Below are 26,303 nucleotides of genomic sequence, written 5' to 3'. Positions count from 1 at the left end.
GGCCCCGGCACATAAGGAGGCGCCGGGCCAACGTCGTTCTCGTGCTTGGCACGAGACGGGCGGCCCGGCGCCTTCGCCTTGTCGCACACATACGCGCACGGACGAGGAGAGGGCGATGATGAGGTGGAGCGCGGGATGGTACGGCAGCACCGGCAACGACCGGCGGCCCGCGGGAGGCCGGGCTGTGCCCGGCCTGGAATCGACATGGACCACCGGGTGGCCGAAGGCCCGGGTGCGTTCCGTCGGCCAGGGCCCGGCGGCCCTGGCCGTGATCGGCGAATGCGGCGCCGATGACCACCAACTGGAGAACGCACTGCCCGTGGTGCAGGCACAAAAGTGGCGAGCGCTGACCCGCTGGCCCGGCTCCTACCTCGTGGTCGCCCGCAGCAGCCAGACCCTGGCCGCGATCGGCGACCTGGCCTGCCAGCACCCGGTCTACTACCGCACCGACGCGGCCGGAACGTGGTGGTCGACCGCGGCTTCCGCGCTGGCAGCGCTGGACGGGGCACCGGTGGATGTGACCGCGCTCGCCGCTCATCTGGGCTTCAGCCAGCCTGACGTGTTCGCCGACCGAAGCCTGTTCCGCTCGGTGCGGCGGGTGCCAGGCGGGCACCTGCTGCTGATCGGACCCGACGGTGCCACAGTCGAGCGCTACGAGCCGATCACGTACCCGCCCGTCGCGCTACGGCAAGCGGCTCCGACGGTGCGGGCCGCGCTCGCCGAGGCAGTCGCCTCCCGCATCGACGACCGGCCCGTGAGCGCGGACCTGGCGGGTCTGGATTCCACCACCCTCGCGTGCTTGGCCGCCCAGCACGCCCCGGTGACCGCGGTGACATTCGCCGACGAACGCCTCCGTGACGATGACCTCGCGTACGCACACCGCACCGTGGCCACGGTGCCGGGCCTGGTGCACCGCACAGTGCCCGGGACCGCCGACGCGGTGTACTACGCCGGACTCAGCGACCTGACGGCTCTGCCGGTCACCGACGCACCCAACGCTTATGTGGTCACCGCCTCCATCAAACGGGCCGTGCTCGGCACCGTCTCCGAGCAGACCCGGGCGCCCGGGGTGCACTTCACCGGAGCGGCTGGCGACGCGGTGCTGTCCGCCCCCTCCTCCTACCTCGCGGACCTGCTGCGCGAACGGCAGCACCGCCGTGCCCTCAGCCACGCAGTCGTGCACGCCCGGCTGCGGCATACCTCCGCCTTCACCGTCCTGGCTCGCGTCAAGGACGCGGCCCGAACGGACCTTGCCGGGTCCTGGATGCGGACGGCTGCCGAACTCCGCCGCCCCGCACGGGACTGGATCCCCCAAGCCCAGCGGCCGATCACCTGGACACCGCTGCTTGCCTCGGCGGACTGGATGGCCCCCGACGTACGTCGCCGCCTCGCCACTGCCCTCGACCAAGCCGCCGAAGATCTCACCGACGCCCCCGCTCGGCTGGCGGACTGGAGCGACCGCCAAGACCTGGCCCGGGTCGCCGCGAACACCGCTGGCTGGCGGACGCTGGCGCTCGCCGAGCACGGCATCGAGCTGGCCGCTCCGTACCTGGACAACGAGGTGATCCGGGCCTGCCTCGCCGTCCCCGCCGACCGGCGCGGAGAGCCCGCACAGTACAAGCCGCTGCTGGCAGCGGCCTTCACCAAAGCCGGCGTACTGCCGGACTTCGTCCTGGCCCGGACGACGAAGGGCGGGTTCAACGCCCTCGCCTACGCGGGCCTGCGCGACCACGCCCGAGTCCTCAAGGACCTGCTGGGACCCTCCTCCAGGCTGGCCGCGCTGGGGCTCGTCACCGAATACCCCGTCGCCGCAGCGCTCGCGCGGGCCGCCGCCGGGCAGCCCACCGCCCAGGGCGCCCTCCACCTGGCGGTCACCGCCGAGGTCTGGCTACGGCAACTGGCCTTCGCACCCAAGCAATGGTGGGAGGAGGTAAAGCCTCATGTGGCAGCTGCGTGAACGTGCCCACCCGATCCTCACCGACCAGGGCGGCGCCATCCTCGACGAGCACACTGGACGCTGGACCCAGCTCACCCCGACCGCAGCCGCCGCCGTGATGCTCCTGCTGTCCTGCCCGACCGAGCAGCAGGCGGCCGACCGGTTCGCCCAGCGGTACGGCATCGGCGCCGAGCAGGCCGCCACCGACATCCGCGCCGTTGCGAGCAACCTCATGGCCAAGGGCCTTGCCCACGACGGCCAGAGCCCGGCCCGGCGGCGCCGATGGAGGTGGTGGCGGTGACCAGCATGGAGGCGTACTCCACCGTCCGCACCGGCACCCCCGTCGAGCGTGTCGCGGCAGCCGCGGGACTCACCCTGGCGCTCGTCCTGCTGCGGCTGCCCTTCCGCTACACCGTCCGCGCCGCCCGCCTCGCCAGCCGAGCCGGCCGACGCCCGCTCGACCCAGCACGAGCCGAGGCGCTGGTCGGCGCCGTACGGCACACCGCCCGATGGTGGCCCGGACGCGCCGCCTGCATGGAAACCTCGCTCGGCGCCGTGCTCGCAGCCGCCCTGCTCGGCCAGCGCCTCACCTGGTGCATCGGAGCCCGCTTCTCCCCGCCACCGGTCGAGTACCACGCCTGGGCGGAACTGCCCGACAGGGGACCGATCAGGGAATATACCCAGGGCGGATGGCACCACTACGCCGCGCTCGTCATCTGAGCGCGTCAACGAGAACGTCAATACGGCGCCCCGTTGACGCGTGTCCCCCGCTCTCTCATCGCAGTTGAGGAACGCGTCCCCCTTCCCCGTGCCCTAAGGAGTGAACTCCGTGACCACCGTCGTCGTTGCTGCCGAGAAGGTGCCCGAGCAGCACTACACCCACCACGAAGGCCGCGGAGCCACTCCGCACCGCTCCAACCCCAAGGCCATCCATCGCGAGCTGACCACGCTGGAGGTCCAACCGGGCATGAACATCGCGGAGTTCGGCACCGGCTCCGGCTACTCCGGTGCCCTCCTTGCCCAGCTCGTCGGCTCCACCGGCACGGTCACCAGCCTCGACATCGACACCTACCTCGTGAAGTGGGCCAACCTCATCCACCACGAACGCGGAATCGACAACGTGCGCTGTCACACCGCCGATGGCACCGTCGGCTTCCCCGAACGCGCCCCGTACGACCGGCTGGTGGCCTGGTGCACCCCGCCGCTGCTGCCCAAGGCGTGGGTGGACCAGGTCTCAGACAGCGGGCTGATCGTCGCGCCGCTGCCCATCGCGGCCGTGCCCAACATGACCGTGGTCGCCAAGATCCGCATCCACGGCGGCGAGCCGGCCGTGGAGCAGGTGTTCAACGGCGGCTACATCGAGGCGACCGCCTCCCCGAAGACCGACCTGGATCTGCCCGGTCGCTGGGTGGACTGGGAAATCCGCGTCCCCGCCCCGTCCTGGATCTCCATCGCCTGGCGCGAGCAGGACGACCGCCTCCACACCGGCGCCCGCACCGCACTGGGGAGGCTACTGAAGGACCCGCACACCGAGCCGTATAGCGGGGAGGAAGTCGACTGGCCGTCCTGGCGGACCTACGCCGCATCCCTCGCCGAACCGCAGCTGACCATGGCCGGGATCAGCCCGGACCTGTGGGCCATCGGTCACTCCACACCCACCACGGCTGCCGTCCTCCAGCAGGACGGCAGCATCATCGCCGACGCCCCCGACTCCCCGTCCCTGTCCGTCCTCCGCGACTGGCTCACCGCCTGGGAGGACGCCGGCCGCCCGGCCCCCGAGGCGTACACTCCCACCCTCGTAAGCCGCGACGAGCCCGGCCTGAGCGGCTGGAACCTCCGCCTGGCCCGCTAAAGCTCGTTCGGTCAGGCGAGGGCGAGGAAGAGCTTCTCAAGTTCCGCCTCGGTCATCGGGGCGGCGTCGGACTGTTGCTCGGCGCTGAGGCACTGGCGCATTCCGCTGGCCACGATCTTGAAGCCGGCCCGGTCGAGGGCCCGGGAGACGGCGGCGAGCTGGGTGACAACGTCCTTGCAGTCCCGGCCGGCTTCGATCATGGCGATGACGCCTGTGAGCTGTCCCTGGGCGCGGCGCAGCCGGTTGAGGACCGCGCTCATCGCTTCTTCTTCCACCTTCACCGGACTCCTCCTTGCTCGTGCAGACTGCTCTCCAGGATACCCCAGCGGGTATATGTCGGGTCAGTGGCGGCTGGGTTCTGAGGTGGGCGCCATCGCCCTGGGCGGGTTTTCGGTGCGGTGTGCGCGCCTGCGTTGGAGCAGCAGCATTGCCGCGATCGCAGGGACCGAGGCCAGGACGACCGGGCCGATCTGCCGGCTGAGGACGAAGATTCCCATGGCGATGACGAACCAGCCGAAGCCGGTGCGCAGGGTGTGTTGGGGGATGCGTCCGGCGAAGCGTCCGCCGATGAGGGTGCCGAGGACGGCGGCGGCGGTGACGGCGAGGGCCAGGCTCCAGTCGAGGTGCGGGCCGGAGAGGTGTCCGGCCAGTCCGGCGAACGAGTTCATGGCGATGACCAGCAGAGAGGTGCCGACCGCGATGCCCATCGGCAGGCCGGCCAGCAGCGCGAGTGCGGGCACGATGAGGAAGCCGCCCCCGGCGCCGAGGATGCCGGTGACCGCGCCGACGACGAGGCCCTGTATCAGCAGGCGGTGGAGCGGGAGTTCGCCGTGCGCCTGCCGGGGTGCCTTGCGCGGGCTGCGGAGCATCGCGGCGGCCGTGGCGAGCATCATCAGCGCGAACGCGACCAGCAGCACGGTGTCCGGGACGTACGCGGCCACCCGTCCGCCCGCGTAGGCGCCGGCCATGCCCGCCAGGCCGAAGAGCGTCCCGGTGCGCCAGCGCACCCGGCCGGCGCGGGCATGGGAGATCAGGCCCGCGAGACTGGTGACGCCGACGACGAACAGCGAGGTGGTGATCGCCTGCTTGGTGTCCTGGCCGGCCAGGTAGACCAGGATCGGGACGGTGAGCATGGATCCGCCACCGCCCAGGACCCCGAGGAGGACCCCGATCAGGAGCGCGGCGGCGAGGGTGAGAGTGATCACGGCCGGCTCCTGAGGGCGGCGATCACCGAGGTGATGTCGGTCCGCGGGCCGCGGTTGTAGGGGAGCTTGGCGAGCAGCATGCCCATCGCGCAGGTGTTGGTGACCGCTGCGAAGGTGAGACCGGCTCCGACAGCCGTGCCGATCAGGCCCACGCCGGGCACGGCGAGGCCGACCAGCCCGGAGACGAGCACGATCGAACCGGCGACCAGCCGGACCTGGCGCTCCAGTTCCCAGCGCGCGGCCCCGCGGGTCACCGGGCCCCCGGCCGTCTCCCACGCGACCATGCCGCCCTGAAGGACGCGCAGGTTGGGCAGTCCGGCTTCGGAGAGCGCCTGTTCGGCCTGGGTGGCGCGGGCGCCGGAGCGGCATATCAGGACGGTGTCCTCGTCGAGGTGGTGGAGCAGCTCGGCGCGGTGCTCGCGCAGTGTGTCCAGGGGCACGTTGTAGGCGCCGGGGATGTGGACGGTGTGGAACTCGCCGGGAGTGCGCACGTCCAGCAGACGCGGGCCGCTGCCGTCCTTGGCGAGTTCTCTCAGAGCGGCGGCGTCGAGTACGGCGGGGGTGCGGGCTGCGGTGGTCATGTGGGCTCCGGTGTCGGTTCGGCCGGGTCGGGAGGAATACCCGCCCGGGTATATGCGGGGGTGTGGCCGGGCAGGGGTGTCCGGCGGAGACGGCGGGGGCAGTCTCCTGCCGGACACCGGCGGCTCGGGAGGGGACGGGGTCGGTGCGCAGGGCTGATGACTGCGGCCTCCGCATCGGATCCCGGTTGCCTTTGACTGTGGTCAGGCGGCGGGTTCGGTGCGCGGTGCCCAGGCGCCGTAGCCGCCGAGTACGTCGGAGACGTCCTGGAAGCCGTGGTGGCGCAGCAGGCTGGCGGCGATGGACGAGCGGTGCCCGCCGGCGCAGTGCAGCACCAGGGGGCGGTCGGTGGGGATCTCGTCCAGGCGGCGGAGCAGTTCGCCCAGCGCGATGTGCAGCGAGCCGTCGATGAAGCCGCCCGCGCGCTCCGAGCAGTTGCGAACGTCGACGACCACCGGTGGCTGGTCGCCGGCGAGGGCGGTGCGCAGCTGGTCGGCGGTCAGGCGGCTGGCCGGGGCGACCTCGTCGGGCATCGCCGCCAGGGCGTCGTCGGGGCTGCGCAGGTAGCCGACCACGTGGTCGAAGCCGATGCGGGCGAGGCGGGTGGTGATCTCCTCCTCGCGGTTTTGCGGCGCGACGACCACGATGCGGCTCTCGGGGGTCAGCACGGAGCCGGCCTGCTCGGCGAAGCGGCCGTCGGCGGGGATGTTGATCGCGCCGCGCACGTGACCGGTGCCGAACTCCTGCGGGCTGCGGACATCCACCACCACCGCTCCGGCCACACGCTCGGTGCCGAACTCCGCCACCGACAGCGGCCGGGGCGCGGCAGCCGGGTCGAACAGGTCGCGCTCCTGGCGGTTGAGGGTGGCGTCGTAGGCGAAGTAGCCGGGTGCGGCGGACTGTCCGGCGGCGACGATGGCGACGAAGTCGTCCTCGCTCATCGGTCGGCAGGCGTAGTTGGTGGCGCGCTGGGCGCCGATGGTGGACTGCTTCTCGGTGGAGAGGTTCTTGCCGCAGGCCGAGCCGGCGCCGTGGGCGGGGAAGACCCGTACCTCGTCGGGCAGGCCCATCAGCTTGTGCTGCACGCTGCGGTAGAGCATCCGGCCGAGTTCCTCGGCCGTGACGCCCACCGAGGCGAGCAGGTCGGGGCGGCCGACGTCGCCGATGAACAGCGCGTCTCCGGTCAGTACGCCGTAGGGGACCTCGTCGGCGGCGTGTTCGTAGACCAGGACGCTGATCGACTCCGGGGTGTGGCCGGGGGTCTCCATGATCTTGAGGGTCACGTCGCCGAGGCTGATCCGCTCGCCGTCGGCGAGCTTGCGGATCGGGTACTCGGTCTCGGCGCGCTGCCCGTAGCCGATCCACGCGCCGGTGCGGGCGGCCATCTCCAGGTGACCTGCGATGAAGTCGGCATGGAAGTGGGTGTTGATGACGGCCTCGACGGTGAAGCCGCGGGCCTCGGCGTCGGCCAGGTACTCGGAGATGTCCCGGCGTGGGTCGATCACCACCGCCTTGCCGGTGGACTCGTCGGCGATCATGTACGACGCCTGGGAGAGGCAGTCGAGGTAGTACTGGGCGAAGAACACGGTGAACAACCTTCCGATCCAGGAGCCACACAGTGGCTTGATATACCCGGTGGGGTATTAAAACGGGCAGAGTGAGGTCGTGGCCGGTTGACGACAGGCCGCGACTTCGGGGGCGGGAGGAGCGAAGGAGTAGCGGGCAGCACGGAAGCGGGTCCGTACACCATTCCCTACATACCCCCTCGGGTATCTCGGTTTCGAACGTAACGCCCCTGTGGCGCGACTGTCAAATACCCCCCTGGGTATCCACCTGGAGCGGCAAGCGGTTCGGGAGGCCATGCGCGTCGGCGGCGGCTCGTTGGCCTCGTCGCCCTCGACGAGGGCTGCACCCCGCGGGGCAGCGTGAGTGGGCTGCCCGAGGCCGTGTGCCTCGGGCAGCCCGTTACGGCTAGATGATTGATTCCAAGGTCAGTGGTCGTAGGCGGTCAGTGATCGCAGTGTTGGCTGGCCGGTCTTGTAGTTGTGCCAGATCGCCGCGGTCAGCGCGAGGATCCGTTGCAGGACGCGGACGATCACTCCGGCCGGTGTGCGGCCGCCGTGACGCTCAAGGTCCAGCTGGGCCTTGAGGGTCTGGTTGACCGACTCGATCAGCTGCCGCAGTGGTTTGAACAGCGCCGATCCGGCTCGTGGGGGCTCGCCCTTGCGGGCCGGCCGCAGCAGCCGCAGGCCCCTGGCGGCCAGCTCGCGCTCGAACGCGCGCCCGTAGTAGTTCATGTCCGCTAGCAGGATCTGGTCGGGCCGCCTGCGGACCAGGTCCTGCTCGGCGGCGAGGAGGTCGAGCAGGACCTCGCGTTCGACGGCCTTGGCACCGGTCAGTGCGAAGGCGACCGGCAGGCCGTGCAGAGTGCAGACCAGGTGCAGGCGCAGGCCCCAGAAGAACCGCGAGTGGCTGGCGCAGTAGCCGTATTCGGCCCATCCGGCCAGGTCGGAGCGTTTGACAGTCTCGCGGGAACGGCCGCACTCAACGGGGGTGGAGTCCACGAGCCAGACATCGTCCGTCCACAGGGCGGTGTCCTGGGCGAGTGCGCGGATGGTGTGCTGGATCAGCCCGGCCGTTCGGCGAAGGCGCTTGTTCCAGCCGCTCTGCTGCGGCAGGTAGGGGAACACGTGCCGCAGGTGGGCACGGGCGAAGCGCAGCCAGCGGGCCTCGGACGTGTACCCGAGGAGGGCCTGCATTACCGCCAGAGTGACCAGTTCGGCGTCCGTGAGCCTGGGCGCAAGGCCGACCCGAGGGCGCCACGGCGCCAGTTGCGGCGAACTCTTCAACAGGTCGTCAGTCTGCACGTAGAGCGCAGTCGCGAGGGTGTCTATCTCGGTCGTCACACACTGAGACTGCACACCCTCGCGCTGTCTGCGCAGCTACCCCTCGGAACAATCATCTATGCGTCGGACGTGAGAGGGTGCGGGTTGGCCGCCAGCCAGGCTTGCAGTTCGCGGTGGCGGAACTGATAGGCCGGGCCGGCCAGCCGGAGCAGGCCGAGCCCGGTGGCCCAGTCCAGGAAAGAGCCGAGCCGGAGCGGCAGCAGTCGGCGGGAGGCCAACAGGAAAGCCAGGTGGAGTTGGTACAGGCCGCCGGTGAAGGTCAGGGTAATGAACACGCCCTCGGCGACGGCGAGCACCGCGATGTCGTGGGCGTCGTGGCCGAAGCCGAACGGCGCGCCGACTCCGGTCAGCAAGCCGCCGACCACGCCGGCCACCAGGTCCTCACGTAGCACGGTGCGGGGGGAGCGGGCCGGTTTAGAGGGGTTAACGTAGGACGCGGCCGCCAGCGTGGACAGCGGCATCAGGACGGCCGACACCGGTGGCAGGTGGCCGGGGAAGAACTGGTGGAGGAATGCGGCGCCGCCGACCGCCATCAGCAGCACGAAGACCAGCGCGGGCCAGGTCCAGCCCGTCATGCTGAGCCGCAGGCTGCGCGGGCGCCGGGCGAACCGTGTACGGGAGAAGCCGAGCCCGAGCAACCCCCACACCCACATCGTGGACACCAGGTCCGCGTCGGCCGGGTGGTCCAACGGCAGGAGCGGGGCGAGGAATCCGAAGATTGCGCCGACCAGCAGGATGGCGACCGTCTGGACCTGGAGTGCGAGCCAGGGGCGCATCCGCCATAGCTCGTGCAGGGTCAGCACGGCGCGGGACTCGGTGCCGCCGCCGGCGGTCTCCAGGTGCCGGGCGAGCTGGTGGAGCCAGCGGTGCACGTTCGCCGGGTGGTAGCGCGCGGTGGCCGACGGCAGCGCCGGGTCCGGCTTCAGGAGCGCGGGGATGTACCGGTTCAGCAGGTGCCGGTCGAGCTGCTCGGCGTTGCGGAACCGGGTGAGTTCGCCGGGGTCGCCGTCGGTGGCGTAGCTGCGCGCGACCAGGCAGAGCCGCCAGGGAGTGGAGAGCAACTGGGCGAGTGGTGAGCGGGGTTGCGCGGCCAGCCGCTTCAGCAGCGGCTGCCAACGGTCCTGCTCGGCGGCCCGCTCGGTGAGGTAGCCGAGGGCGGTGTCGCGCTCGATCGGCTCGACCTCGATCCGGGCGGCGTCGAGCAGTCGGCGCGCCTCGGGGTCGTGCTGCCCTTGTGCGAGCGCGTCGTAGGCCTCCGAGCGGCAGGTGAGGATGACCGCGTCGTGCTGGAACCCGGTGTGTAGGCCGTTGATCGCGCGCAGTGCCGCCCGGGCCCGGGGGGCGGCCGGATCGGGTCTGCCGTTCGCCAGCGGCGGATCCATCTCGTCCAGACCGTCCAGGACGGGCAGCACGCGCTGCTCGCCGACCAGGCGGCGCGCCTTCCGCTTGGTCCAGCGGTAGGTCTTGTGCAGGTAGTCGGTCAGGAAGTCGGTGAGGCCGACTCCGCTGGGCCAGTCGGCGAGGGGTATCCGTACCGGGACGGGGTCGTCCGCCCCGCAGTCCTGGAGCAGCGCGATCATCAGCTCCATCGCGAGCACCGTCTTCCCGGCGCCGCCAGCTCCGGTGATGACCAGTCGGCGCGGGTTGAGCTCGCGGTAGTACTGGGCGATGCCCGGCGTGTCCGCCGCTTCGGTCAGCTGCCGGCCGGCCGGGCCGGCCTTCCGGGCCGCCCGGCCCGGCTGGGTGACGAGCGTGTAGCTCAGGTCGATGCGCTGCAGCGAGTGCCCCAGCAGGCGGCGGCACTCGCTGCCCTCCAGGTGGAGCACCTGCTGGGCGAGTTCGGCTGCCCAGTCCTGCGGCCCGGGCAGGTGACGGATGAACACGGTGCCGGCCTGGATCAGGACGCCGGTGATCGTGCCGCTGAACCAGTTGTTGACCTGGAGGGTGGTCGGTGTGTCGCCGGGGATGCTCCGGCTCCTTGTCCGCACCCGGTGCACCTTGGTCGGGCGTTGCGTTCTCGGTTCCATGGCGTTCCCCCGGCCATCCGGTCCCGTCGACTGCACCGGACACCTTACGGCAGGTACGCGGTCCGGTTCGCCTGATGGCCCATCAGTCCGGCCGCCGAAGCCGTAGGGTTGGGGCGACGGCTCGACAGGGAGGGTGCACGGTGGATCCGATGACGGTGACCGCACTGCTCGCGGCGTTCGCGGGCGGGGCCGGCGGCGAGGCAGGCAAGCAGGCACTGCAGGGGGCCCTGAAGGTGGTGCGACGGCCGTTCCAGCGGCCCGCGCACCTGCCGGCCGCGAGCAGCGGGGAGGCGGAGCTGGTCGCGCTGGAGCAGGCGCCCGGTGATCCGGCACTGGCCCAGCAGCTGAGCATCGCGCTGGGGATGCGGGCGGCGCTGGACCCGGAGTTCGCCGGTGAGCTGTCGGCCTGGGAGGAAGGGGCGAAGCAGGTGCGGGACAAAGGCGACGTGGTGATCAACACCATCAGCGGCGGTGACTTCAACGGTGTGACGATCCAGGCCGGGAGGGTCAACAACTTCCAGACCCCGCCGGGCAGGCAGGGCTGACCGGCGGCCGGGAGGCGTGACCGAGGGCCCGGCTCCCTGCGGCTGGGTTCTCCCGAACGTCATAGCTGACGTTCTCAACTTCTCCGCTCGCCGCGAGGATCGGCGAACGCGTCGCCTCGGCGGTGCGCGGCGATTCAAGGCCCAGCTGGACCTTGAGCGTCACGGCGGCCGCACACCGGCCGGAGTGATCGTCCGCGTCCTGCAACGGATCCTCGCGCTGACCGCGGCGATCTGGCACAACTACAAGACCGGCCAGCCAACACTGCGATCACTGACCGCCTACGACCACTGACCTTGGAATCAATCATCTAGAGGAAGCCGAGGGGCGGCCGGCATCCGGTTCGCCGTCCGGCCCCGCCGAGGACAGCCCGCAGCCGTGCCGAACTGGATTCACTCCTGCGGACGGGTCTCGTACATGCGCAGCGCGACAACGAGACCGGAGGCGGCGGTGAGGGCGGCGACGGCCCAGATCGCGGCGGTCAGGCCGTAGGCGTCGGCGAGGGCTCCGGCGAGCACGGCTCCCACGGCGAAGCCGCCGTCGCGCCACAGCCGGTAGACGCCGACCGCGCGGGCCCGCCAGGCGGGGTGGGCGACGTCGCCGATCACGGCGAGCAGGGTCGGATAGACCATCGCGGTGCCCGCGCCGAGCAGGACCTGGGCGAGCGCCCAGAGAGGGAAGGTGCCGCCGACGGCGACCAGGACGATCGCGGCGGCCTGCACGAGCATCCCCGCCGTGATGAGGTGTTTGCGGCCGATCCGGTCGGACCACCAGCCGGTCAGGATCTGGCCCAGTCCCCACACTGCCGGGTAGAGCGCGGCGAGCAGGCCGATCCGGGCGACCGACAGGCCGTGCGCGGCGAACAGCAGGGGGAAGACGCCCCAGGCGAGGGCGTCATTGAGGTTGTTGACCATCCCGGCCCAACTGGCTGACGACAATGCCCTGTCGGTGAGGCTGACGGCGCGGGTGACCTGGCGAGTAGCCAGCTCGCTGCGGTGGTCCGGGTTTGCGGGTGTGCGGTGCAGGGCGGCTTCGGCGCGGGCGTGTTCCCGGGTCTCGCACACCGCGAGGACAGACAGGCCAAGCCCGAATGCGGCGTAGGCGATGCCGAGGAAGAACGGCTGCGGGCGCAGCCCCCAGTGGGCGGCGATGGCGCCGGTGGCCATCGCCGTGGCGGCGAGCGCACCGTAGCCGGCGGCCTCGTTGAGGCCCATCGCGAGGCCCCGGCGGGCCGGCCCGACCAGGTCGATCTTCATGATGACGGTGGTGGACCAGGCCAGGCCCTGGTTGACGCCGAGCAGCACGTTGGCGAACACCACCCAGCCCCAGGACGGGGCCCAGATCAGCAGCAGCGGCACCGGCAGCGCGATCAGCCACCCCGCCACCAGCACCGGCTTGCGGCCGAAGCGGTCCGACAGTGTCCCGGCGAAGAAGTTCGTCACCGCCTTGGTCGCGCCGAACGCCACGATGTAGGTCAGGGCGGCGGTGTAGGCGGACAGGTGGAACGTCCGGTCGGCAAGCAACGGCAAGACAGTGCGCTCCTGGCCGAGCATGCCGCCGACCAGCGCGTTGACCGCGACCAGCAGCGAGAACTGAGCCAGGTTCGCGCGCAGCCCCAACCGCAGATCGCACGGCTGCGCGAGGGAGGGACGGAGGCTGGAAGTGGCGCCGTTCACGGCTCTCGTCCCCCATCGAGGCGAATCGACTGCGGTCCGGCCGTCAGCGCCGACCGAACAGCCGCCCCAGCCGGCCGCCGCCTCTCGGCACGTCCTTCCCGCAGCTGCACCGGTCGGACTTGGGCACCCCGGCCAACACCTGCTCCACATGCATGCCGCACCCGGCATAGGTCGACTTGCCGCAGGTACGACAGATAACGCGTCGACACATCACAACTCCTCATGTGGCGGCCCCCAGCGGGCCCCTCATTGGCGACTATACCCCCAGGGGTATTTTTTGATTCAGCGGTTGCCCTGCACTCCGACACCCTTCCTCCGCTACCAGCCGATCGACGCCGGGATCAGCCCGCGATCTGCCCGGCCAAGCCTCCACAAAGTGGAGATCGACATGCTGGACCCGCCCGGAGCATGGCCCTGGTCCGCGCCGCCGCCCATCCCCTCGTCGCTCGACATGGCGGCATTCGTACGTCTCGCACCACTGCCGCACCAGTAGAGGCGGTCAGCCACGGACAACCGGGGGCGCAGACAACAGCCCCGGCCGGCCGAGCCTGACAGCGCCACGACCTCTGACCTCCGGCGACGCACCCAAAGCCCCCATGATTCCCAAGCTCAGAGCGCGGGTTCGATTCCCGTCACCCGCTCCACATAGAAGCCCCAGGTCGACGGCCTGGGGTTTTGTTGTTGTCGTTCAGGTCTGGCGGAGGGTTTCGACGGAGACGTCTCCTCGTGAACCGGCGTGAGCCGCGTCACCATGCCGCTGGAGTGATGCTAATTCGCTTTGCTGCAGGGAGGGTTGGGCAGGTCGGCGAAATACGGGAACGGGGCGACTTCCCGACACACATTTGCAGCCACCGGTTGCGCGACCTTCGTTGATCGCCCCTCGTGGGCGTCGGTCCCTATCGTGCGAGGGTAGATACGAGATCGTGGGCCCGTCCCTGGGCACCATCTCCCGAGGCGGAAGCCACGGAGGCGGCGCGCTGCCACCGCCTCCGGCAGCTCGCCCACCGGCTCAGGGCTCCTCAGGACGATGTCCCTGCCAGCAGGCCCAACGACGTAAGGACGAGGAATGCCGCGCCCCAGACCATCCCGTGGCGTATGTAGCGGTACTTGATCCACACGGTTCGCGACAACGACACGAACTGGCTCAGATCTCGGTCCTCGGGATCGGTCCGCTGCACGGCGGCCGCCAGCAGCCGGGCGGAGGCCGTCCTGACCGCATCCCCGTAGTAGTGAGCACGCAGCCGTTGCGGCCTCCCCGGTCGGGGCACCACGGCCAATCCGAGCATCACGAGAGCCGGCACCCACGACGCGCAGCCCGTCCAGAAGAGCACCTGAGGAACCAGAGCGTAGTGCTGCGGTCGGATGCCGCCGGCGCTGATCGCGCCGAGCAGTGCGGTCAACGCCGCTCCAAGAGCGGTGAGCATCAGCCCCGCCTTGCTGTCCGCCTTCTGCAACTCCTCCCGGGTCTCAGTAATCAGGGTGCGGATGAGTCCCCCGCCGTGGCCTGCTCTCGCGTCTTGCCTGCGCATGGTCATGTCCTGTACCTCCATGAGCGCCCGCAGGCCGCCCCGGCGTAAGGTCCGGGGCGGCCCGTACTGTTGCTGCCTCTGTGCTCAGATCGCGGTCAGACTGCCGAGGTGCGTCGCAGTTCGTCCTCCAGAGCCCGCACCGCCTGCCGGACCCGGATGTTCATCGCCGCGGTGTGCTCACGATGGCCCGCCTCCGATTCGGCCCGGCTCCGCCGGACCTTCTGCTCGATGGCGTCCTGCGCGATCTCAATGTCAGCCATGGCCTTGCGCTCAGCGAGCCGCAGCCGCTCACCGTGGATCTTGACGGCGCTGTTGCTCTCACTGGTGAGCATCCGGTCGTAGGCACTCTCCCCACTCAGGAACTTGACCAGTACCGGAAGCGCGTCGAGGAGGACGAAGAGGGCCCGGACCAGCCATACGCCAGCCAGGAGCACGGTGTTACCGCTCGCAAGCTCGTCCAGCGCCCGCATGCGCTCCAGGACGCCGATCTCCTTCTGCTTGGCACGCTCCTCGGCAAGGCGCTGCTGGATACCCGCGGCGCGCGCCTTCAGGAATGTGCCGCGCGCATCCGTCACCTTGCCCTCAAGCCGGGCGATGCGACCGTTCATGGTCGCCAGCCGCCGCTCGTTCTCCTGCGTGCGGTGGGTGGTGCGGTAGTCCTGCGCCTTCGCGCGCATCCGCAGGCATTCGGACGTCCGCTCGTACAGCCCCGTGGAGGCGATACGGACGAGTTGCCGGCATTCGTTCCGCACCTCCGTGTCAATGGCCTCCAGGCTGCTGTTGTCCTGGTCCACACGCTTCTGAAGCGCAGCGGACTCCGAGCGGAGCTGTGAGAGTTCGTCGGACTGCCCGCCGGGCGTGGCCCCGAAGGAGAGCACATAACGGCCACAGCCGACCCGCGCCGTAGTGTCGGTCTGGGACGGCACCGGGTTGCACCGCAGCAGGTTGCCGCGGAGTTGGTCGAGGTCCCTGTTCCGGTCGTCCGTGACGCGCTCCTCCACCGCGGTGGCGAAGATGCGCAGCACCAACGGCTCGGCGACCACGGCGCCGAGTACCAGGGCGATCATCAGGCGCAGCAGCAGGGGGCCGACCCGACGTCGGGCGTTCGGCTGGGGGGTCACCAGCCAGCGGTCCAGGTTGAGGATGAAGAGCATCCAGATCACGGTGGGGATCAAGGCCAGGAAGGATGCCCCGCCCAGAGCCTCGGACGCGAAGTTCCACATCGAGAACGCCGCGACGACGGACGTGCCGAGCACCACTCCGCCCAGCGCCGTGTACCTGTTCCGCTCGTACCCGACCCTGGCGAGAAGCGTCTCGTCAACCCCGGTCAGAGCGCGCAGTCGTCGCGCGAAATCGAAACGCCCGGCAGTGGTCTGGCCGGTGGTCGGGGCGTCAGTCAAGGAGATCTTCCTCATCCTTGACGAAGCCGTCGTTCGGGCGCCCCAGGCCACCACCGGTCCGCCTGGGCGCATCCCCGCCGGGGCGTCCCGGCCCGGCTTCCACTGCAGGGACCGGTCCGTCACCGCCGTAGGCGAGCTGCCCGCCGCTCTCCTTCAGCACCTGTTCCAGCACTTGGTGGTAGTCGACGTAGTTCTCGGAGGCGCCCATCTGCCGCAGCAACGTGATCACCATCTCGCCCCGCATCTGCTGCTCTGCCGTCTCCCGGGCGCGGACATGGGCCCGGTCCTCCTCGGCGGCACGATGGCGACGGGCCGCCTCCTCGTCCGAGATCCGGTGGATCCGTGCCGCGGCCTCCGGCACATCGATGCGCTCCCTGGCGATCCCGAAGGCGTCGGCATAGTCGGAACCCTGGGAGAGCAGCTCGGCGATCCGGTGGGTGTCCTGCGTCTCGAAATCCCGCTGGCCCCGCAGGAGTTCCCGCGACCGACGCTCGTCACGCATCGTCTGTTCCCAGTTCCGCAGGTCCTCCGAGGCATGCACCTCAGCACTCACGAACTCGACGCTCATCCCCGCGACCCGTGGCGGCACAATCGCGCTGTACGCGGTCATGCGGTGGCTCACCTCCCGCCGTACCGCGTTGATCTCCTCCACACGGTGCCCGGCGCTCACCCGGGGCAGTTCACTGTCGCCCGCCAGATAGGCACACAGAGGAACGACCACGTCGATGACGCCCTGCCGGGCGACGACCGTGGGGTCGATGACCTGGCACGCGAAGGACGCCCGGACCGTGAAATTGTCGGCTTCGCTCACCGAAGGAACGCTGCGCACGACCTCGACCATGCGCGCCCTGGTGTCCACCAGACTGACCGAGGAAGCATCGAGCACATCGGGGTGGGACGGGTCGAACACCATGCCCTCGGGGAACTGGCGATAGTTGCCGCCGACCCTGAAGACGTAGACCGCGCCGGGCGGTAGCGGGGGCACGTCGTCGCGGCGGCGCCGCCGCGACCACCAGCTGCCCTGTACGGCGCCCAGCACATGCTCGGCGACCACCGGGTAGTTCACTTGCTTCGGCCTCCTTGGTGGAAGAGAGGGTGAAGGGAAGGTGGGGGGAGGAGAGGGAGACGAGCAGGCTGCTGCACCGGCTAGCTCCTCAACGACCCGAGAAGCACGCGCGCCAGTTGGCGGGTGCCCGGGATCGCATATTCGGGGTGCTTCAGTGCGTTCGACAGGTCGTTACACAGCGTGTTCCACTGTCGGGGAGTCATCCCGCTACGCATCGCCTCGCCGAGCGCACGCACGGCACCGGCGACCGGGCTGTCGTCGCGCAGGACCACCAGGGTCTGGCATAGGGCACCGACCGCCCGTCGACGGTAGACGCTCAGCAGCACGCTCACCCACAGCAGGCCAAGGTGGCGCGCGCTGGCCGGGACGTCGCGCAGCAGTGCTGCCGCGAGCGTGCCAGGGCGGTCCTCCAGTCTTTCCGCTTCAAGCAACTGGGCTGTGGTCCGCAACGCAACGGAACCTTCCCTTGACCGCTGGGCGGTGCCGGCAGTCCGGGTACGCACATAGCGGAGCGTGAACAGGGCACGATCCGGATCCTGCTCGGCGGTCTGTAGCAGCAGGACCAGTGACCGGCGAGCGGCGAAGGCGACCCGCTCGCCGCGGTTCGCCAGGAACCAGAGCCAGTTGAGAGCTTCGAGGCGGTAGAGCGAGCCGAGCATTCCGGTCAGCGCCATCGCCGTCGTGACAGCTCGGCCGGCTCCCCTGTTGTCCGCCCAGCTCAACGCTAGGTTCAACGCCTGCGGCGCCAAATGCCCGTCCTCGCACATGAACTGGAGCACGAGCGCGGTGGTCACGCGCTGGCTGGCGACTCCATCGGACCACACCCGCAGCAGGTTCTCGTCCACTTCGGCGAGCGCGTGGCGTGCGTACAGCGCCATACCCCGGGCCACCTCGGTGCGGACTTCCAGGTCTCCCAGCTCCGAGAGTCGGCTCAGCCACTGGCGCACCGGGTACCAGAGCTCGTACCCGTACAGGTCGTGCAGTTCTGCGATGACCAGCGCGCGGACCCGTGGTGACTCGAAGACGATGCGTCGCTCACTGCGGCTGGGATCCTGTCCCGGCCCTGGACGCCGCTCGGTACGTACGAGTCCGGTAGCCCGCTCTTTCCACCGGACCCGCGTCTGCTCGAAGGACACGCCGCGCAAGGGCGTTTTCACCGTGGCGTCCGGCTCAGTGGTGTGCGCCTCGGTCTGCTCCCACTCACGCACGTAGACACCGAGCAGGACGGACTCCTTCTCGAAGTTGCGCTCCGGAATGCCTTCCAGGAAGGCGAGAGCCGCCAGCGGAAGCAGGTCGCCGGCGGCCGGCGGCTCCTGTCTGAACCAGTTCTGGACGCGCTCCTTCTCGCTGTCACGCAACCGCTCAAGCACGGCTTCGGGTCCCGCGCCGAGTCCGGTGACTGCGTCGACGACCTCCGACGGACGGCGCAGTGCGGTGACCCGCTCCGCCAACTGCGCCTCGACGCCCGGCGGGAGGTCCACCGAGGGAACCCTCTGCCTGCAGTGCTCGAACAGCTCCAGCGGATCGGGGGCCTGCCACGGCACGCAGTGGTCTTTCAGCGCCAGCCGCCGACGGGTGGCCTCGGGGGCCGTGATCACCAGATACGAATCCTTGCGGCGCAGTTCCTCGCTCAGTCGACGGATCTCGAAAGCCTGCACCGCGTCGACGTTCATCTCACCGACGTAGTCGAGGATCACATACGCCTGGCCAGACTTGATGGCGCTCGACGCTGCAAGTTCGGCCAGGGAATTTGCCGGAGAAAGGCTGCGCAGGCCGCTGTCCTTGCCCAGCGCCTCTCGGAGCAGCGCAAATGCGCCTGCCCCGCGACCACTGCTCTCCGGGCCGGCCAGGACGACGATGCGGTCCGCGCCGAGCTTGGAGAGCGCGTCGTCGAAGCACGGCTGCGGGGGCAGGAAGAAGCGAAGGGTCCTCGTGACCTCCTCGGGCCCCACGAAGCCGGGCGCCAGACCAGGAGCGGCGACGGAACCGAAGCCGAACGCCGCGCCCGAGGCATCCACGGGTCCGTAGAAGTTGTTGTGAACCCTCTGGCTCAGTACGCGGCCCAGATCGTCGTATCCTCTGCCGTCTTCCTCCCGCTCATCGTGCTCGGGACCGGGGCGTGGGCCGGCCTCGCTGCCCGGCTCGGCCGTCGAGGCGGAATCCTCCCGTTGCTGGGGGACCCCCTTCTCAGCGACGGGGCCGGGAGCTTCGCTGAGATCCAGGACCTCGGCACCGTCAACCACCGGCACTCCCGAAGCCGACGACACCTCCGCGCATGTCCACCGGGGCGGTGAAGTTGTTGACGCTGATCTGCTCGCCCCGATAGTCGTGGCGCACCGTCGGGTCACCGCCGAGAGGCGCCGGTGACTGCTCCCGCACCGTTCCGACGGTACGAAGACCCTGGACATCGTGCCCGGGGACCTGGAGCCAGGCGGTGGCCTCGTACTCCTTCTCCCGCACGGTGACGCGTCGGAAGTCCGCGACGGAGAGGGTGGTGTGGCCACCGGCCACCGTGGACCGGTAGACGTCATCGGAGAGCAGGAGCGCGAGGTCGGCGGCGTCGTGCACCTTCAGCGCCTCATAGAGGTACCGGGAGCTGAGCAGCCGAGAGGTCGCCACCACGGCCGTGCCGGCAAATCCGTTGTCGGCGAGTTCCACCGGGCCGTGGTGGATCGCGGCGCGTAGTCTCAGGCGCGCAGCGGGGACCCGAAGTCCGTTGTACTCACGCAGCTCGGACACAAGGTGCCGAACCAAGTCGTCCACCAGACGCGGCTCTGTGCCGTCCATGGGGCGGACTGCGAGTTCCTCGTCCCCTTTGGGTTGAATCTGCCATTGCGAGCGGTCCAGTCCAGTTCCCCTTGCCGCTTGGGAAAGAATCCGCCGCAGGTCGTACTGGATTTCGGACTGCCTACGATCGTTGTTGCCTCCATATGCCTGCGCATCAACGGCTATGCACGTACAGGGGTAGAACCCGACCCACTCGGCCACCCGGCCATTCCTTTCTCCGACAGCACTTCCCACGAAGCGCTGCCCGAGAGGTTAGGAGCCACGGCCGCAACCGATTCCATATCTATATGGGTTTCACTCAACTACTTTGGCGAACTCAAGCAGTTTGGCTACGTCACTGATCGTCAACTTTCGGTAACTGCGCTCCACCAGCCCGAGTCGCGAGAGTTCGGCGAGAGCCTTCTCTGCCGTGGGCAGGGCCACTCCGGCGAGCGAAGCCAATTCCGCCTGATTGAGCGTTATGCCAATCACGCGCTGTTTTGCGTAATTTTCCGACATGGGATGCCCGTAAGCCCGGCTCAATTCCACCAGTACCCGCGCCAGCCTGGTTCGCGAGTCATACGCACGGAAGTCGATGCGGCACTGGTTGGCCCATCGCAGCCGCGCGCTCAGCATGCCGAGCATGGCCCGCATCGCGTCCGGATGCTGGGTAAGGAAGGTCTCCAGCGTGCTCACCTGGATGATGCGTGCGGTCACTTCACTACAGGCGATCACACTCCCGGAACGGGGGCGCTCCTCGAACGCGGCCATTTCACCGACAAGGTCGCCTGCTACGCGGACGGCGAGCAACATCTCGTACCCGCTCTCCGCGCTGGCGACCACCTTCACCACACCGTGGGTGAGCAGCAGCACGTGCCGACTCTCCTCACCCTGCCGCAGAAGCAGCCGGTGACTGGGGTACGCCATCAGGGTCCCGCGACGAATGAGGTCATCCGCAGTACTGCTCCACAGCCGGCCAAGGAAAGTGGAATGCGGCCAGACATGCGTCACTGCTACCCCCGACTACTTCATGCTGTGCCGCGGCGCTGCCGCGTCTCTCCAACTGGCCTGCCCATGCTGCCGTCGGGGCGCAGGAAGGCAAGGGAGCTGGCGGCATATGGCTTGTTACTCCCCTGAGCCGCCCGGTATTGATCGAACGCATGAACTCAAGGGCATCCCTTGCCCTGTGTGAGCAATGGCGCACGTACTGTCCGGCAACAGAGATGCTCGACGGATCTAGAGTGTGTGCGGTGAAAATGCCGGCGTCGGCGAGGAATACGGGGATGTGCGGGGCGCAGTGGTCGAGGTTGTACATGCCGGGCGCCGGCGAGGGGGCGTTTCAGAAGGCGGCGTCGCTGCCGACGGGCGTGCTGATCCTGGATCTGGTGCACGCGGTCGCGTGCGCGGGAGGCCAAGGAGGCGGCGCGGGAGGTCGAGCGACGCTGGACGCGGCCGGCACCCCGGACCGTACGACGATCTGGGCGATGGTGGGGATGTCGCGGCTGGATGCGGCGCCATCAACGCCCCCACGAAGCACTACTGACGAGCGAGAACGGCCCCTCTCTGGTTGCAGTAACCAGCAGCCTCCTGACGAGGCTCGTGCCCTCCGCATGCCCTAACCAGCGGTAAATCAAGGTCAATGCGGGTGCCCTCTGGCACTGCCCGCTCCGCCCCACAGCACGCGTATACGCAGGTCAGCCCCTCGATGACGGCGACAAACGTCATTGATTCCCAAGCTCAGGGCGCGGGTTCGATTCCCGTCACCCGCTCCATAGTTGAGGGCCCAGGTCGATGACCTGGGCCTTATTGGTTGTCTAGACCTCCCAGTGATCGACGCGCCCTCCGCGTGCCCTAAGAACTCCTAACGCAACGCGGGTTGCAGGCGGCGCCAGCAGACGAGTGAGCAGGCGATTTTGAGGAATGCTTCGTGGATGTCGTCGCGGGTCTCCCATCGGATTCGCAGGCGTCCGAACCAGTGCAGGAGTGCGATGGTCTGCTCTACGACCCATCGCTTGGTTCCCAGGCCGGAGCCGTGGCCGGTGCGCCGTCGGGCGACGACGGGCTTGATGCCCTTCGCCCAGACCTATCGGCGGTAGCAGTCATGGTCGTAGCCGCGGATGGGTGGAACCGCTGCCAGTAGCGGCATGAGCTGGGTGACGTCGTTGCAATTGCCGCCGGTCAACGTGACGGCCAGGGGGATGCCGGTGGCGTCGCAGATCACGTGGTGTTTGGAGCCCGGACGTCCTCGGTCGACCGGGCTCCGTCCGGTTTTGGGCCGCCCTTGAGCGCCCGGACATGGGAGCTGTCGATCACCGCCCTCGAAAGGTCCAGGCGGCCTTTGGCCGCCGGTCGCCTACTTCGTCGTTGTGCGGCCTGGTACTCGTCAGGCGCGCCCCGGGCGCAGGTGGCGGGAGGCAGCCAGGCAGGAGGACAACCACGTCGCCTCCGCGCGATTGATGATCAGATCGTCGACGGTGATCATCCCGTCCATCATGCTGCCGACGCGGATCGAGTGGTCGCCGACGCGGAACATCTGCCACTCCGCGTCGCTGTGCCACAGCCGGGCGGTCTTCTCACCCCTACGCTGGGCAAAGACCAGCTCCTCCCCGTGCTCGTTCTGGAAGTAGCCGACGTAGTCCTTGCCGGTGATTGCACCACCGCTCAGTCGGGCCAGGAGCGGCTCGATTGCAGGAGGGTTGTTTTTCACGCCGGGGGCTCCTCTGTCGGGTCGGGGTCCTGCCGTGCCGACGAGAGCGCCAGCATCCGGGCCGCTGACTCCAGCAGAGTCTCGTACGTGATCACTTCTATGCGTGCCGCATGCGTGTTGTAGGTCCGCAGCGTCTCCGCGACCTCCTGGGGTGTGATGTTTCCGCTCACGTACCGCGGGTGCCCGATCACGACCGTCGCCGAGGCCCTGCGGGTGTCGACGCCGTGATCCGCAAGGATGGTCCGACGGTTCTCGTCCATGGCCCGGAGGTAGTTCTGCGCCTGGGAGACCGCGTGATGCGGCGGGGCGCCCAGCATGAGATGGCCGCCGCGCCGGATGACCAGGTCCTTGACGTTGGCGCGCTTGAGCTCCACCACGTGCAAGGACCCATCACCACGCAACAGCGGAATGTCGAGAATGGTGTCCGGGGTGTACTGACGGCGGGCCAGCTCGGCCACATAGGCTCCGCCGAAGATCCACTCCTGCTTCTTCAAACAGGCGTGGAGGGCACTCTCGGAGCTGTCCGGGTCCTCCACCGCGGCACGCAGGGCCGCGAGGCCGGCCCGCCTGGCCTTCAGTTCCAGCAGCTGGGCCAGCAGTCCCGCATCGGTGTCCGCCAGGACGTCACTCATCATCCGGGCGGCCTCGGCAGAGGCAGGTCGGGGCAGGTTCCGGAGGATCAGCTCCATGTGGCCGTACTCCTGAAGCCGCCTCATGTCCTTGGTGGACAGTTGGATGCCGCCCTCGCCGGTCCCGAGGCCCAGGTGGTCGGCGGACAAGGCGATGCCGCGGAAGAGATCACGAGCGTCGGCGGCGGTGGCATCGGGCTTGTCACGGCACAGGACGTCTAGGGCGGCGACCGCTCGGTCGGCGCCCATGGCGGTCATCCTCCGCATGTGCTCCTCACTGCGCTGCCGCGCCTCCTCGTCGTAGTACATCTCCAAGATGTCGAGGAACAGTTCGCCTCCGGCGTAGGCGGCGAAACGCTGAAAGCGCTGAGCGAGGCCGATGTCCTCGTGCAGAACAGCCTCTTGGGCAACATCCTCCAGAGCGTTCACGAGCGGTCTGCCCTTGCCGTACGTCCCGCCGAAGCCACCCATGATGCCCAGCACCGCGTCGATGCGCTCCCGCACGCGCACGTGCTCGGTCAGCTCCCGTGCCGCCTGCACCATGCGCCAGAGCGTGAAGCCGGATCGGAATGTCGCCATGCGGGCCACCCTAGAACCGGGCACTGACACCCACGCCTGGTGAAATCCGGGGCGCGCTCCGAGCATGGACGGTTCCACAATGTCGTGCCGCGGCCTGGTGCGCCGGCGTGACCCCTCACGGGCGGAACGGCTGCTGGCAGCACCTCCTCCTCGGAACTGGCAGCGCACCGTTCCGGCGGGGCGACGCCTAATGTCTGCGCAGAAGCGACGAGGGGGTGCGCCGCTGGCCGCCCGGGCGGCCCGGACGTATCTGGACATCGCGTTCTTCCACCCCTTCGCCGATGGCAACGGTCACTCGGCCCTGCTCGCGCTGACTTTCGTGTTGGCGTGGGAAGGTGTGATCCTTGGCGAGGTGGGCCCTCTCCAGGTCACCCGCTACGCCGACGATCCGGCGGGCGCGGCCGATCTCGTCCACGGCCCTGGCGCTCCTGATCCGGGCGACAAGACGCCTTGGGCTCGTTCCACCATGCTGATGGACGGGTCGCGGTCCTGCCGACGTGCCCCAGCCGTGCCCTTCGGACCGGTGCACAGCGGTCGACACCGGTGCGGACAGCCCCTCGGCAAGCCCTCATTTCAGACCGTATCCGCAGGTCAGACACGTATTGGTGCCCACAGCGCCCGTGATTCCCAAGCTCAGGGCGCGGGTTCGATTCCCGTCACCCGCTCCAAGCTTGAGCCCCAGGTCAGGGACCTGGGGCTTATTTGTTACCTAGACCCTTCCTGGCCCGCGCGCCATCCGTGTGCCATAAGCCACCGATTAACGCACCGAGTTGGCGCCCACAAGCCCCTCCTGAGCAATGTGACCGGCTGTCATCTCGCATCGCGAGACGCGATTTTGCGGCCTGCGCCACGTGCTACTGGGTGACCTGCAACAACACATCTGCAAACACCCCTGGCATCGCCACGACCGAGGCGGGTACGGCGAGGGCCGGGCCGACTTCTCGTCAGCCCGGCCCCGTTCGCCGGCAGGGGCGCCACTCATGTACTCGTCGAACTCCCTTCGGCTGATGCCGGTTTGGGTCCGGTGAGCGCGCCACAACGGGGAAGAGCGCTGCCGCCGCTCCGCCGCCCCGGCTCGCCGCCGCCCTCAGTGCCGGCACGGCTGGGGCCGGCCCGTGCTGCCGAGGTCAGCGACCTGATCACCGCCGAGCCCAGGGACGCGCTTACGGCCCCGGCATGGTCGTCCGTGCCGTCGACGCGCGGTCCAACGCGGCGGTCGTGCGTCGGCGGGGGGTGTGCCCAAGCGGCGCATCCCCCGCCTCCACGAACGTCTGGTCTCGCATGGGGTCGGTGGACCACCGCCCGGAGTACGGTGAATACATCGGGACATTTCGCGCGCTCCCCCCTCACCGGAGTCGGAAGGCCGGCGGTGGGCCCGGCCGGCTCATCTCCCGGCCCGTCGGCAACTCGCCGCGGACAGCACGACAAGGGCGATGAGGACGCCAACCGTTGCACGACCGGCGGCGGTAGGTATGAGCATTCACCCCGTGGGCACCTCATACGCCTGACAGAGAGGCCAGCATGAGACCGGTAGAACCGATGCCTTCGGCAGGGATGGCCGAGGTCCGTATCGTCGCCGCATCCCCCGAGGCCGCGCGCCGGGTCGCAGAAGTGCTCCGGCGCTGCTTCCCTGCCACCGAACAGCGCAGCTACCCCGCCGGCCACGACGGCGGGACCCGGCTCCACATCACGGTGGACACCACGCACACCTCCGAGCCCAACGCGACGGCCGCGCCATGGCTGGTGACCAGCGAGTCATCCGCGCGTGACCGCCCGCATGCGGACGAGGTCCGAGGAAGCCGGGCCTCGGATACGCGGCTGTGACAGAGCCGGCCCCTCGACCGGGCATCCGGCACTTCTCCGCCGCGATGAGCGCGACACCGTTCTCCCCGGAGGCAGCGGTCATGGCATCACTGACCGAGCGGAAGGCGTACCGCGAGAAGACCATGCAGGCTCTGTACGAGGCCACTGAAGGCAACCGCCTCCTGGGTGTCACCGGAGCCAAGCCGGCCCAAGATCTCGCGATCCCGGCAGAGGATCTGGCTGCCGCCTGCACGTATCTGGTGGGCGAGGACCTGATCACGGTCGACTGGACCGCGGGCAATACGCCGGCCATGGTCACGCTGACGCACCAAGGCATCCGGCGTATGGAGGCCGAAGAAGAAGAGCACAGTTGACGCCCTGCTCAGGCGGCGTCCGAACCGGGAGCACGTGCCCCTATCGGCGGAGGCCCGGAGGAACAACCCATCCGGCCGTTAGTGCTTTTCCTCCGCGAGGGGTACCGGTGAACCATGACTGGCAGCACCTTCACCACCCGCACCCTCGACATTGCAACCGGCGCCACGGAGACCATGCACGACCTGACGAACGCATGCTCCGCGTTCCTCCGGGAGGTCGCACACGGGCGAAACGGACTGCTGAACGTCTTCACCCCCCACGCGACGTCCGGCCTGGCCATCATCGAGACCGGCGCGGGCAGTGACGATGACCTGCTGGCGGCGCTCCGCGACATTCTTCCCGCGGACGGCCGTTGGCGGGACCGCCACGGCGGTCCAGGCCACGGCAGCGGCCACGTACTCCCGGCTCTGGTCCCGCCACACGCCACGTTGCCCGTAGTCGACGGTGAGCTGGAGCTGGGGACCTCGCAGTCCGTCGTACTGGTGAACACCGACCGGGACAGCCCCGAACGCCAAGTCCGGCTGTCCTTCCTCGGATGACGGCCCACGCCGTCCCGCGGCTGACAGCCCCGTTACCTTCTTCGTGGCCCCGCAACGGGCCTCCCGGCCTCCGGTCCCGGCATGACTTGCAGCCCCAGTCGATCATGATTGAAAAGGTGGTGTCACCGGGTACCGGAGGCATTGGCAGACCGCTGATTAGGGGCACGAGCGCCGATCCCGTTCCGG

The 26,303-nt window shown here is 69.3% G+C and carries 25 protein-coding genes and 2 pseudogenes; 10 read left to right on the top strand and 17 right to left on the bottom strand.

Annotated elements, in window-relative coordinates; translation table 11 throughout:
* The first annotated feature begins 115 nt into the window (after positions 1-115).
* The 4 genes from IEZ17_RS12755 (at position 116) to IEZ17_RS12740 (ending at position 3,788) form a co-directional block, all read left to right on the top strand.
* Entirely contained in the window at positions 116-1,957 is a 1,842-nt protein-coding gene (locus IEZ17_RS12755; RefSeq protein WP_189299534.1) for an albusnodin/ikarugamycin family macrolactam cyclase, read from the top strand.
* Positions 1,941-2,237, top strand: coding sequence for a PqqD family peptide modification chaperone (locus tag IEZ17_RS12750; protein ID WP_189299532.1), 297 nt, complete (start codon positions 1,941-1,943; stop codon positions 2,235-2,237). Before IEZ17_RS12755 ends, IEZ17_RS12750 begins: the two co-directional genes overlap by 17 nt.
* 5 nt (positions 2,238-2,242) lie before the next feature.
* Positions 2,243-2,656 (top strand): lasso peptide biosynthesis B2 protein, encoded by a 414-nt coding sequence (locus tag IEZ17_RS12745; protein WP_189299697.1) that lies wholly within the window; start codon positions 2,243-2,245, stop codon positions 2,654-2,656.
* A gap of 109 nt (positions 2,657-2,765) precedes the next feature.
* A complete protein-coding gene (locus IEZ17_RS12740; protein ID WP_229852201.1) occupies positions 2,766-3,788 on the top strand; it encodes a methyltransferase domain-containing protein in 1,023 nt (340 codons plus the stop codon).
* Between the two features lie 11 nt (positions 3,789-3,799).
* Here the strand turns inward: IEZ17_RS12740 and IEZ17_RS12735 are convergent, their stop codons facing one another.
* The 6 genes from IEZ17_RS12735 to IEZ17_RS12710 all read right to left on the bottom strand — a co-directional run bounded on the left by IEZ17_RS12735 (position 3,800) and on the right by IEZ17_RS12710 (position 10,466).
* Positions 3,800-4,069, bottom strand: coding sequence for a metal-sensitive transcriptional regulator (locus IEZ17_RS12735; protein WP_189299528.1), 270 nt, complete (start codon positions 4,067-4,069; stop codon positions 3,800-3,802).
* 60 nt (positions 4,070-4,129) lie between these two features.
* Positions 4,130-4,993, bottom strand: a complete 864-nt coding sequence (locus IEZ17_RS12730) for a sulfite exporter TauE/SafE family protein (protein WP_189299526.1) — start codon at positions 4,991-4,993, stop codon at positions 4,130-4,132.
* Positions 4,990-5,574, bottom strand: coding sequence for a rhodanese-like domain-containing protein (locus IEZ17_RS12725; protein WP_189299524.1), 585 nt, complete (start codon positions 5,572-5,574; stop codon positions 4,990-4,992). The genes IEZ17_RS12730 and IEZ17_RS12725 overlap by 4 nt, the downstream gene beginning before the upstream one ends.
* 201 nt (positions 5,575-5,775) lie before the next feature.
* A complete protein-coding gene (locus IEZ17_RS12720; protein WP_189299522.1) occupies positions 5,776-7,158 on the bottom strand; it encodes an MBL fold metallo-hydrolase in 1,383 nt (460 codons plus the stop codon).
* Between the two features lie 405 nt (positions 7,159-7,563).
* Complete coding sequence (locus tag IEZ17_RS12715) at positions 7,564-8,478, bottom strand: IS982 family transposase (RefSeq protein WP_189299520.1); 915 nt, start codon at positions 8,476-8,478, stop codon at positions 7,564-7,566.
* Positions 8,479-8,534: 56 nt separating this feature from the next.
* Positions 8,535-10,466, bottom strand: coding sequence for an NACHT domain-containing protein (locus tag IEZ17_RS12710; protein WP_189299518.1), 1,932 nt, complete (start codon positions 10,464-10,466; stop codon positions 8,535-8,537).
* A 188-nt stretch (positions 10,467-10,654) separates the two neighbouring features.
* Between IEZ17_RS12710 and IEZ17_RS12705 the strand changes: the two genes are divergently transcribed.
* On the top strand, positions 10,655-11,050 hold the full coding sequence (locus IEZ17_RS12705) for a hypothetical protein (protein WP_229852200.1): 396 nt from the start codon (positions 10,655-10,657) through the stop codon (positions 11,048-11,050).
* Positions 11,051-11,183: 133 nt separating this feature from the next.
* A pseudogene (locus IEZ17_RS12700) lies at positions 11,184-11,342 on the top strand (IS982 family transposase); the annotation flags it as partial.
* A gap of 98 nt (positions 11,343-11,440) precedes the next feature.
* On the opposite strand, the gene IEZ17_RS12695 reads toward IEZ17_RS12700, so the two are convergent.
* From IEZ17_RS12695 to IEZ17_RS12645, 11 genes and pseudogenes are all read right to left on the bottom strand, one after another.
* A complete protein-coding gene (locus IEZ17_RS12695; protein WP_229852199.1) occupies positions 11,441-12,724 on the bottom strand; it encodes an MFS transporter in 1,284 nt (427 codons plus the stop codon).
* Between the two features lie 43 nt (positions 12,725-12,767).
* The gene (locus tag IEZ17_RS45670; RefSeq protein WP_506005246.1) at positions 12,768-12,935 is read right to left on the bottom strand and encodes a DUF8730 family Cys-rich protein; all 168 of its coding nucleotides are present in this window, start codon (positions 12,933-12,935) and stop codon (positions 12,768-12,770) included.
* A gap of 808 nt (positions 12,936-13,743) precedes the next feature.
* Positions 13,744-14,253: a Pycsar system effector family protein gene (locus tag IEZ17_RS12690; protein WP_229852198.1), complete on the bottom strand. Its 510-nt coding sequence runs from the start codon at positions 14,251-14,253 to the stop codon at positions 13,744-13,746.
* A gap of 95 nt (positions 14,254-14,348) precedes the next feature.
* On the bottom strand, positions 14,349-15,653 hold the full coding sequence (locus IEZ17_RS12685) for a DUF4407 domain-containing protein (RefSeq protein WP_229852197.1): 1,305 nt from the start codon (positions 15,651-15,653) through the stop codon (positions 14,349-14,351).
* Positions 15,646-16,719 carry an SPFH domain-containing protein gene (locus IEZ17_RS12680; RefSeq protein WP_189299510.1) on the bottom strand — a complete coding sequence of 358 codons (1,074 nt, stop codon included), beginning with the start codon at positions 16,717-16,719 and terminating at the stop codon, positions 15,646-15,648. The genes IEZ17_RS12685 and IEZ17_RS12680 overlap by 8 nt, the downstream gene beginning before the upstream one ends.
* Before the next feature lie 80 nt (positions 16,720-16,799).
* Entirely contained in the window at positions 16,800-18,962 is a 2,163-nt protein-coding gene (locus tag IEZ17_RS12675) for a hypothetical protein (protein WP_189299507.1), read from the bottom strand.
* Positions 18,955-19,506 (bottom strand): hypothetical protein, encoded by a 552-nt coding sequence (locus IEZ17_RS12670; RefSeq protein WP_229852196.1) that lies wholly within the window; start codon positions 19,504-19,506, stop codon positions 18,955-18,957. The genes IEZ17_RS12675 and IEZ17_RS12670 overlap by 8 nt, the downstream gene beginning before the upstream one ends.
* A 294-nt stretch (positions 19,507-19,800) precedes the next feature.
* Positions 19,801-20,412 carry a Crp/Fnr family transcriptional regulator gene (locus IEZ17_RS12665; RefSeq protein ID WP_189299694.1) on the bottom strand — a complete coding sequence of 204 codons (612 nt, stop codon included), beginning with the start codon at positions 20,410-20,412 and terminating at the stop codon, positions 19,801-19,803.
* 934 nt (positions 20,413-21,346) lie between these two features.
* Positions 21,347-21,828 (bottom strand): annotated as a pseudogene (locus tag IEZ17_RS42285) (transposase); the annotation flags it as partial.
* A gap of 40 nt (positions 21,829-21,868) precedes the next feature.
* Entirely contained in the window at positions 21,869-22,192 is a 324-nt protein-coding gene (locus IEZ17_RS12650) for a hypothetical protein (RefSeq protein ID WP_189299503.1), read from the bottom strand.
* Positions 22,189-23,400 carry a Shedu anti-phage system protein SduA domain-containing protein gene (locus IEZ17_RS12645; RefSeq protein ID WP_189299501.1) on the bottom strand — a complete coding sequence of 404 codons (1,212 nt, stop codon included), beginning with the start codon at positions 23,398-23,400 and terminating at the stop codon, positions 22,189-22,191. Before IEZ17_RS12645 ends, IEZ17_RS12650 begins: the two co-directional genes overlap by 4 nt.
* A 64-nt stretch (positions 23,401-23,464) precedes the next feature.
* Here IEZ17_RS12645 and IEZ17_RS12640 point away from each other — a divergent pair, with 64 nt between their 5' ends.
* The 4 genes from IEZ17_RS12640 to IEZ17_RS12625 all read left to right on the top strand — a co-directional run bounded on the left by IEZ17_RS12640 (position 23,465) and on the right by IEZ17_RS12625 (position 26,117).
* Positions 23,465-24,265: a Fic family protein gene (locus IEZ17_RS12640; protein WP_189299499.1), complete on the top strand. Its 801-nt coding sequence runs from the start codon at positions 23,465-23,467 to the stop codon at positions 24,263-24,265.
* Between the two features lie 656 nt (positions 24,266-24,921).
* Positions 24,922-25,224, top strand: a complete 303-nt coding sequence (locus IEZ17_RS12635) for a hypothetical protein (protein WP_189299497.1) — start codon at positions 24,922-24,924, stop codon at positions 25,222-25,224.
* Positions 25,225-25,304: 80 nt separating this feature from the next.
* Positions 25,305-25,577 carry a hypothetical protein gene (locus IEZ17_RS12630; protein ID WP_189299495.1) on the top strand — a complete coding sequence of 91 codons (273 nt, stop codon included), beginning with the start codon at positions 25,305-25,307 and terminating at the stop codon, positions 25,575-25,577.
* A gap of 114 nt (positions 25,578-25,691) precedes the next feature.
* Positions 25,692-26,117: a YjbQ family protein gene (locus IEZ17_RS12625; protein ID WP_189299493.1), complete on the top strand. Its 426-nt coding sequence runs from the start codon at positions 25,692-25,694 to the stop codon at positions 26,115-26,117.
* Positions 26,118-26,303 lie beyond the last annotated feature (186 nt).

The organism is Streptomyces albospinus, assembly GCF_014648695.1.
Classification (GTDB): Bacteria; Actinomycetota; Actinomycetes; order Streptomycetales; family Streptomycetaceae; genus Streptomyces; species Streptomyces albospinus.
The sequence above is the reverse complement of the archived record's forward strand: the minus strand, read 5'-3'. Positions and strand labels throughout refer to the sequence as shown.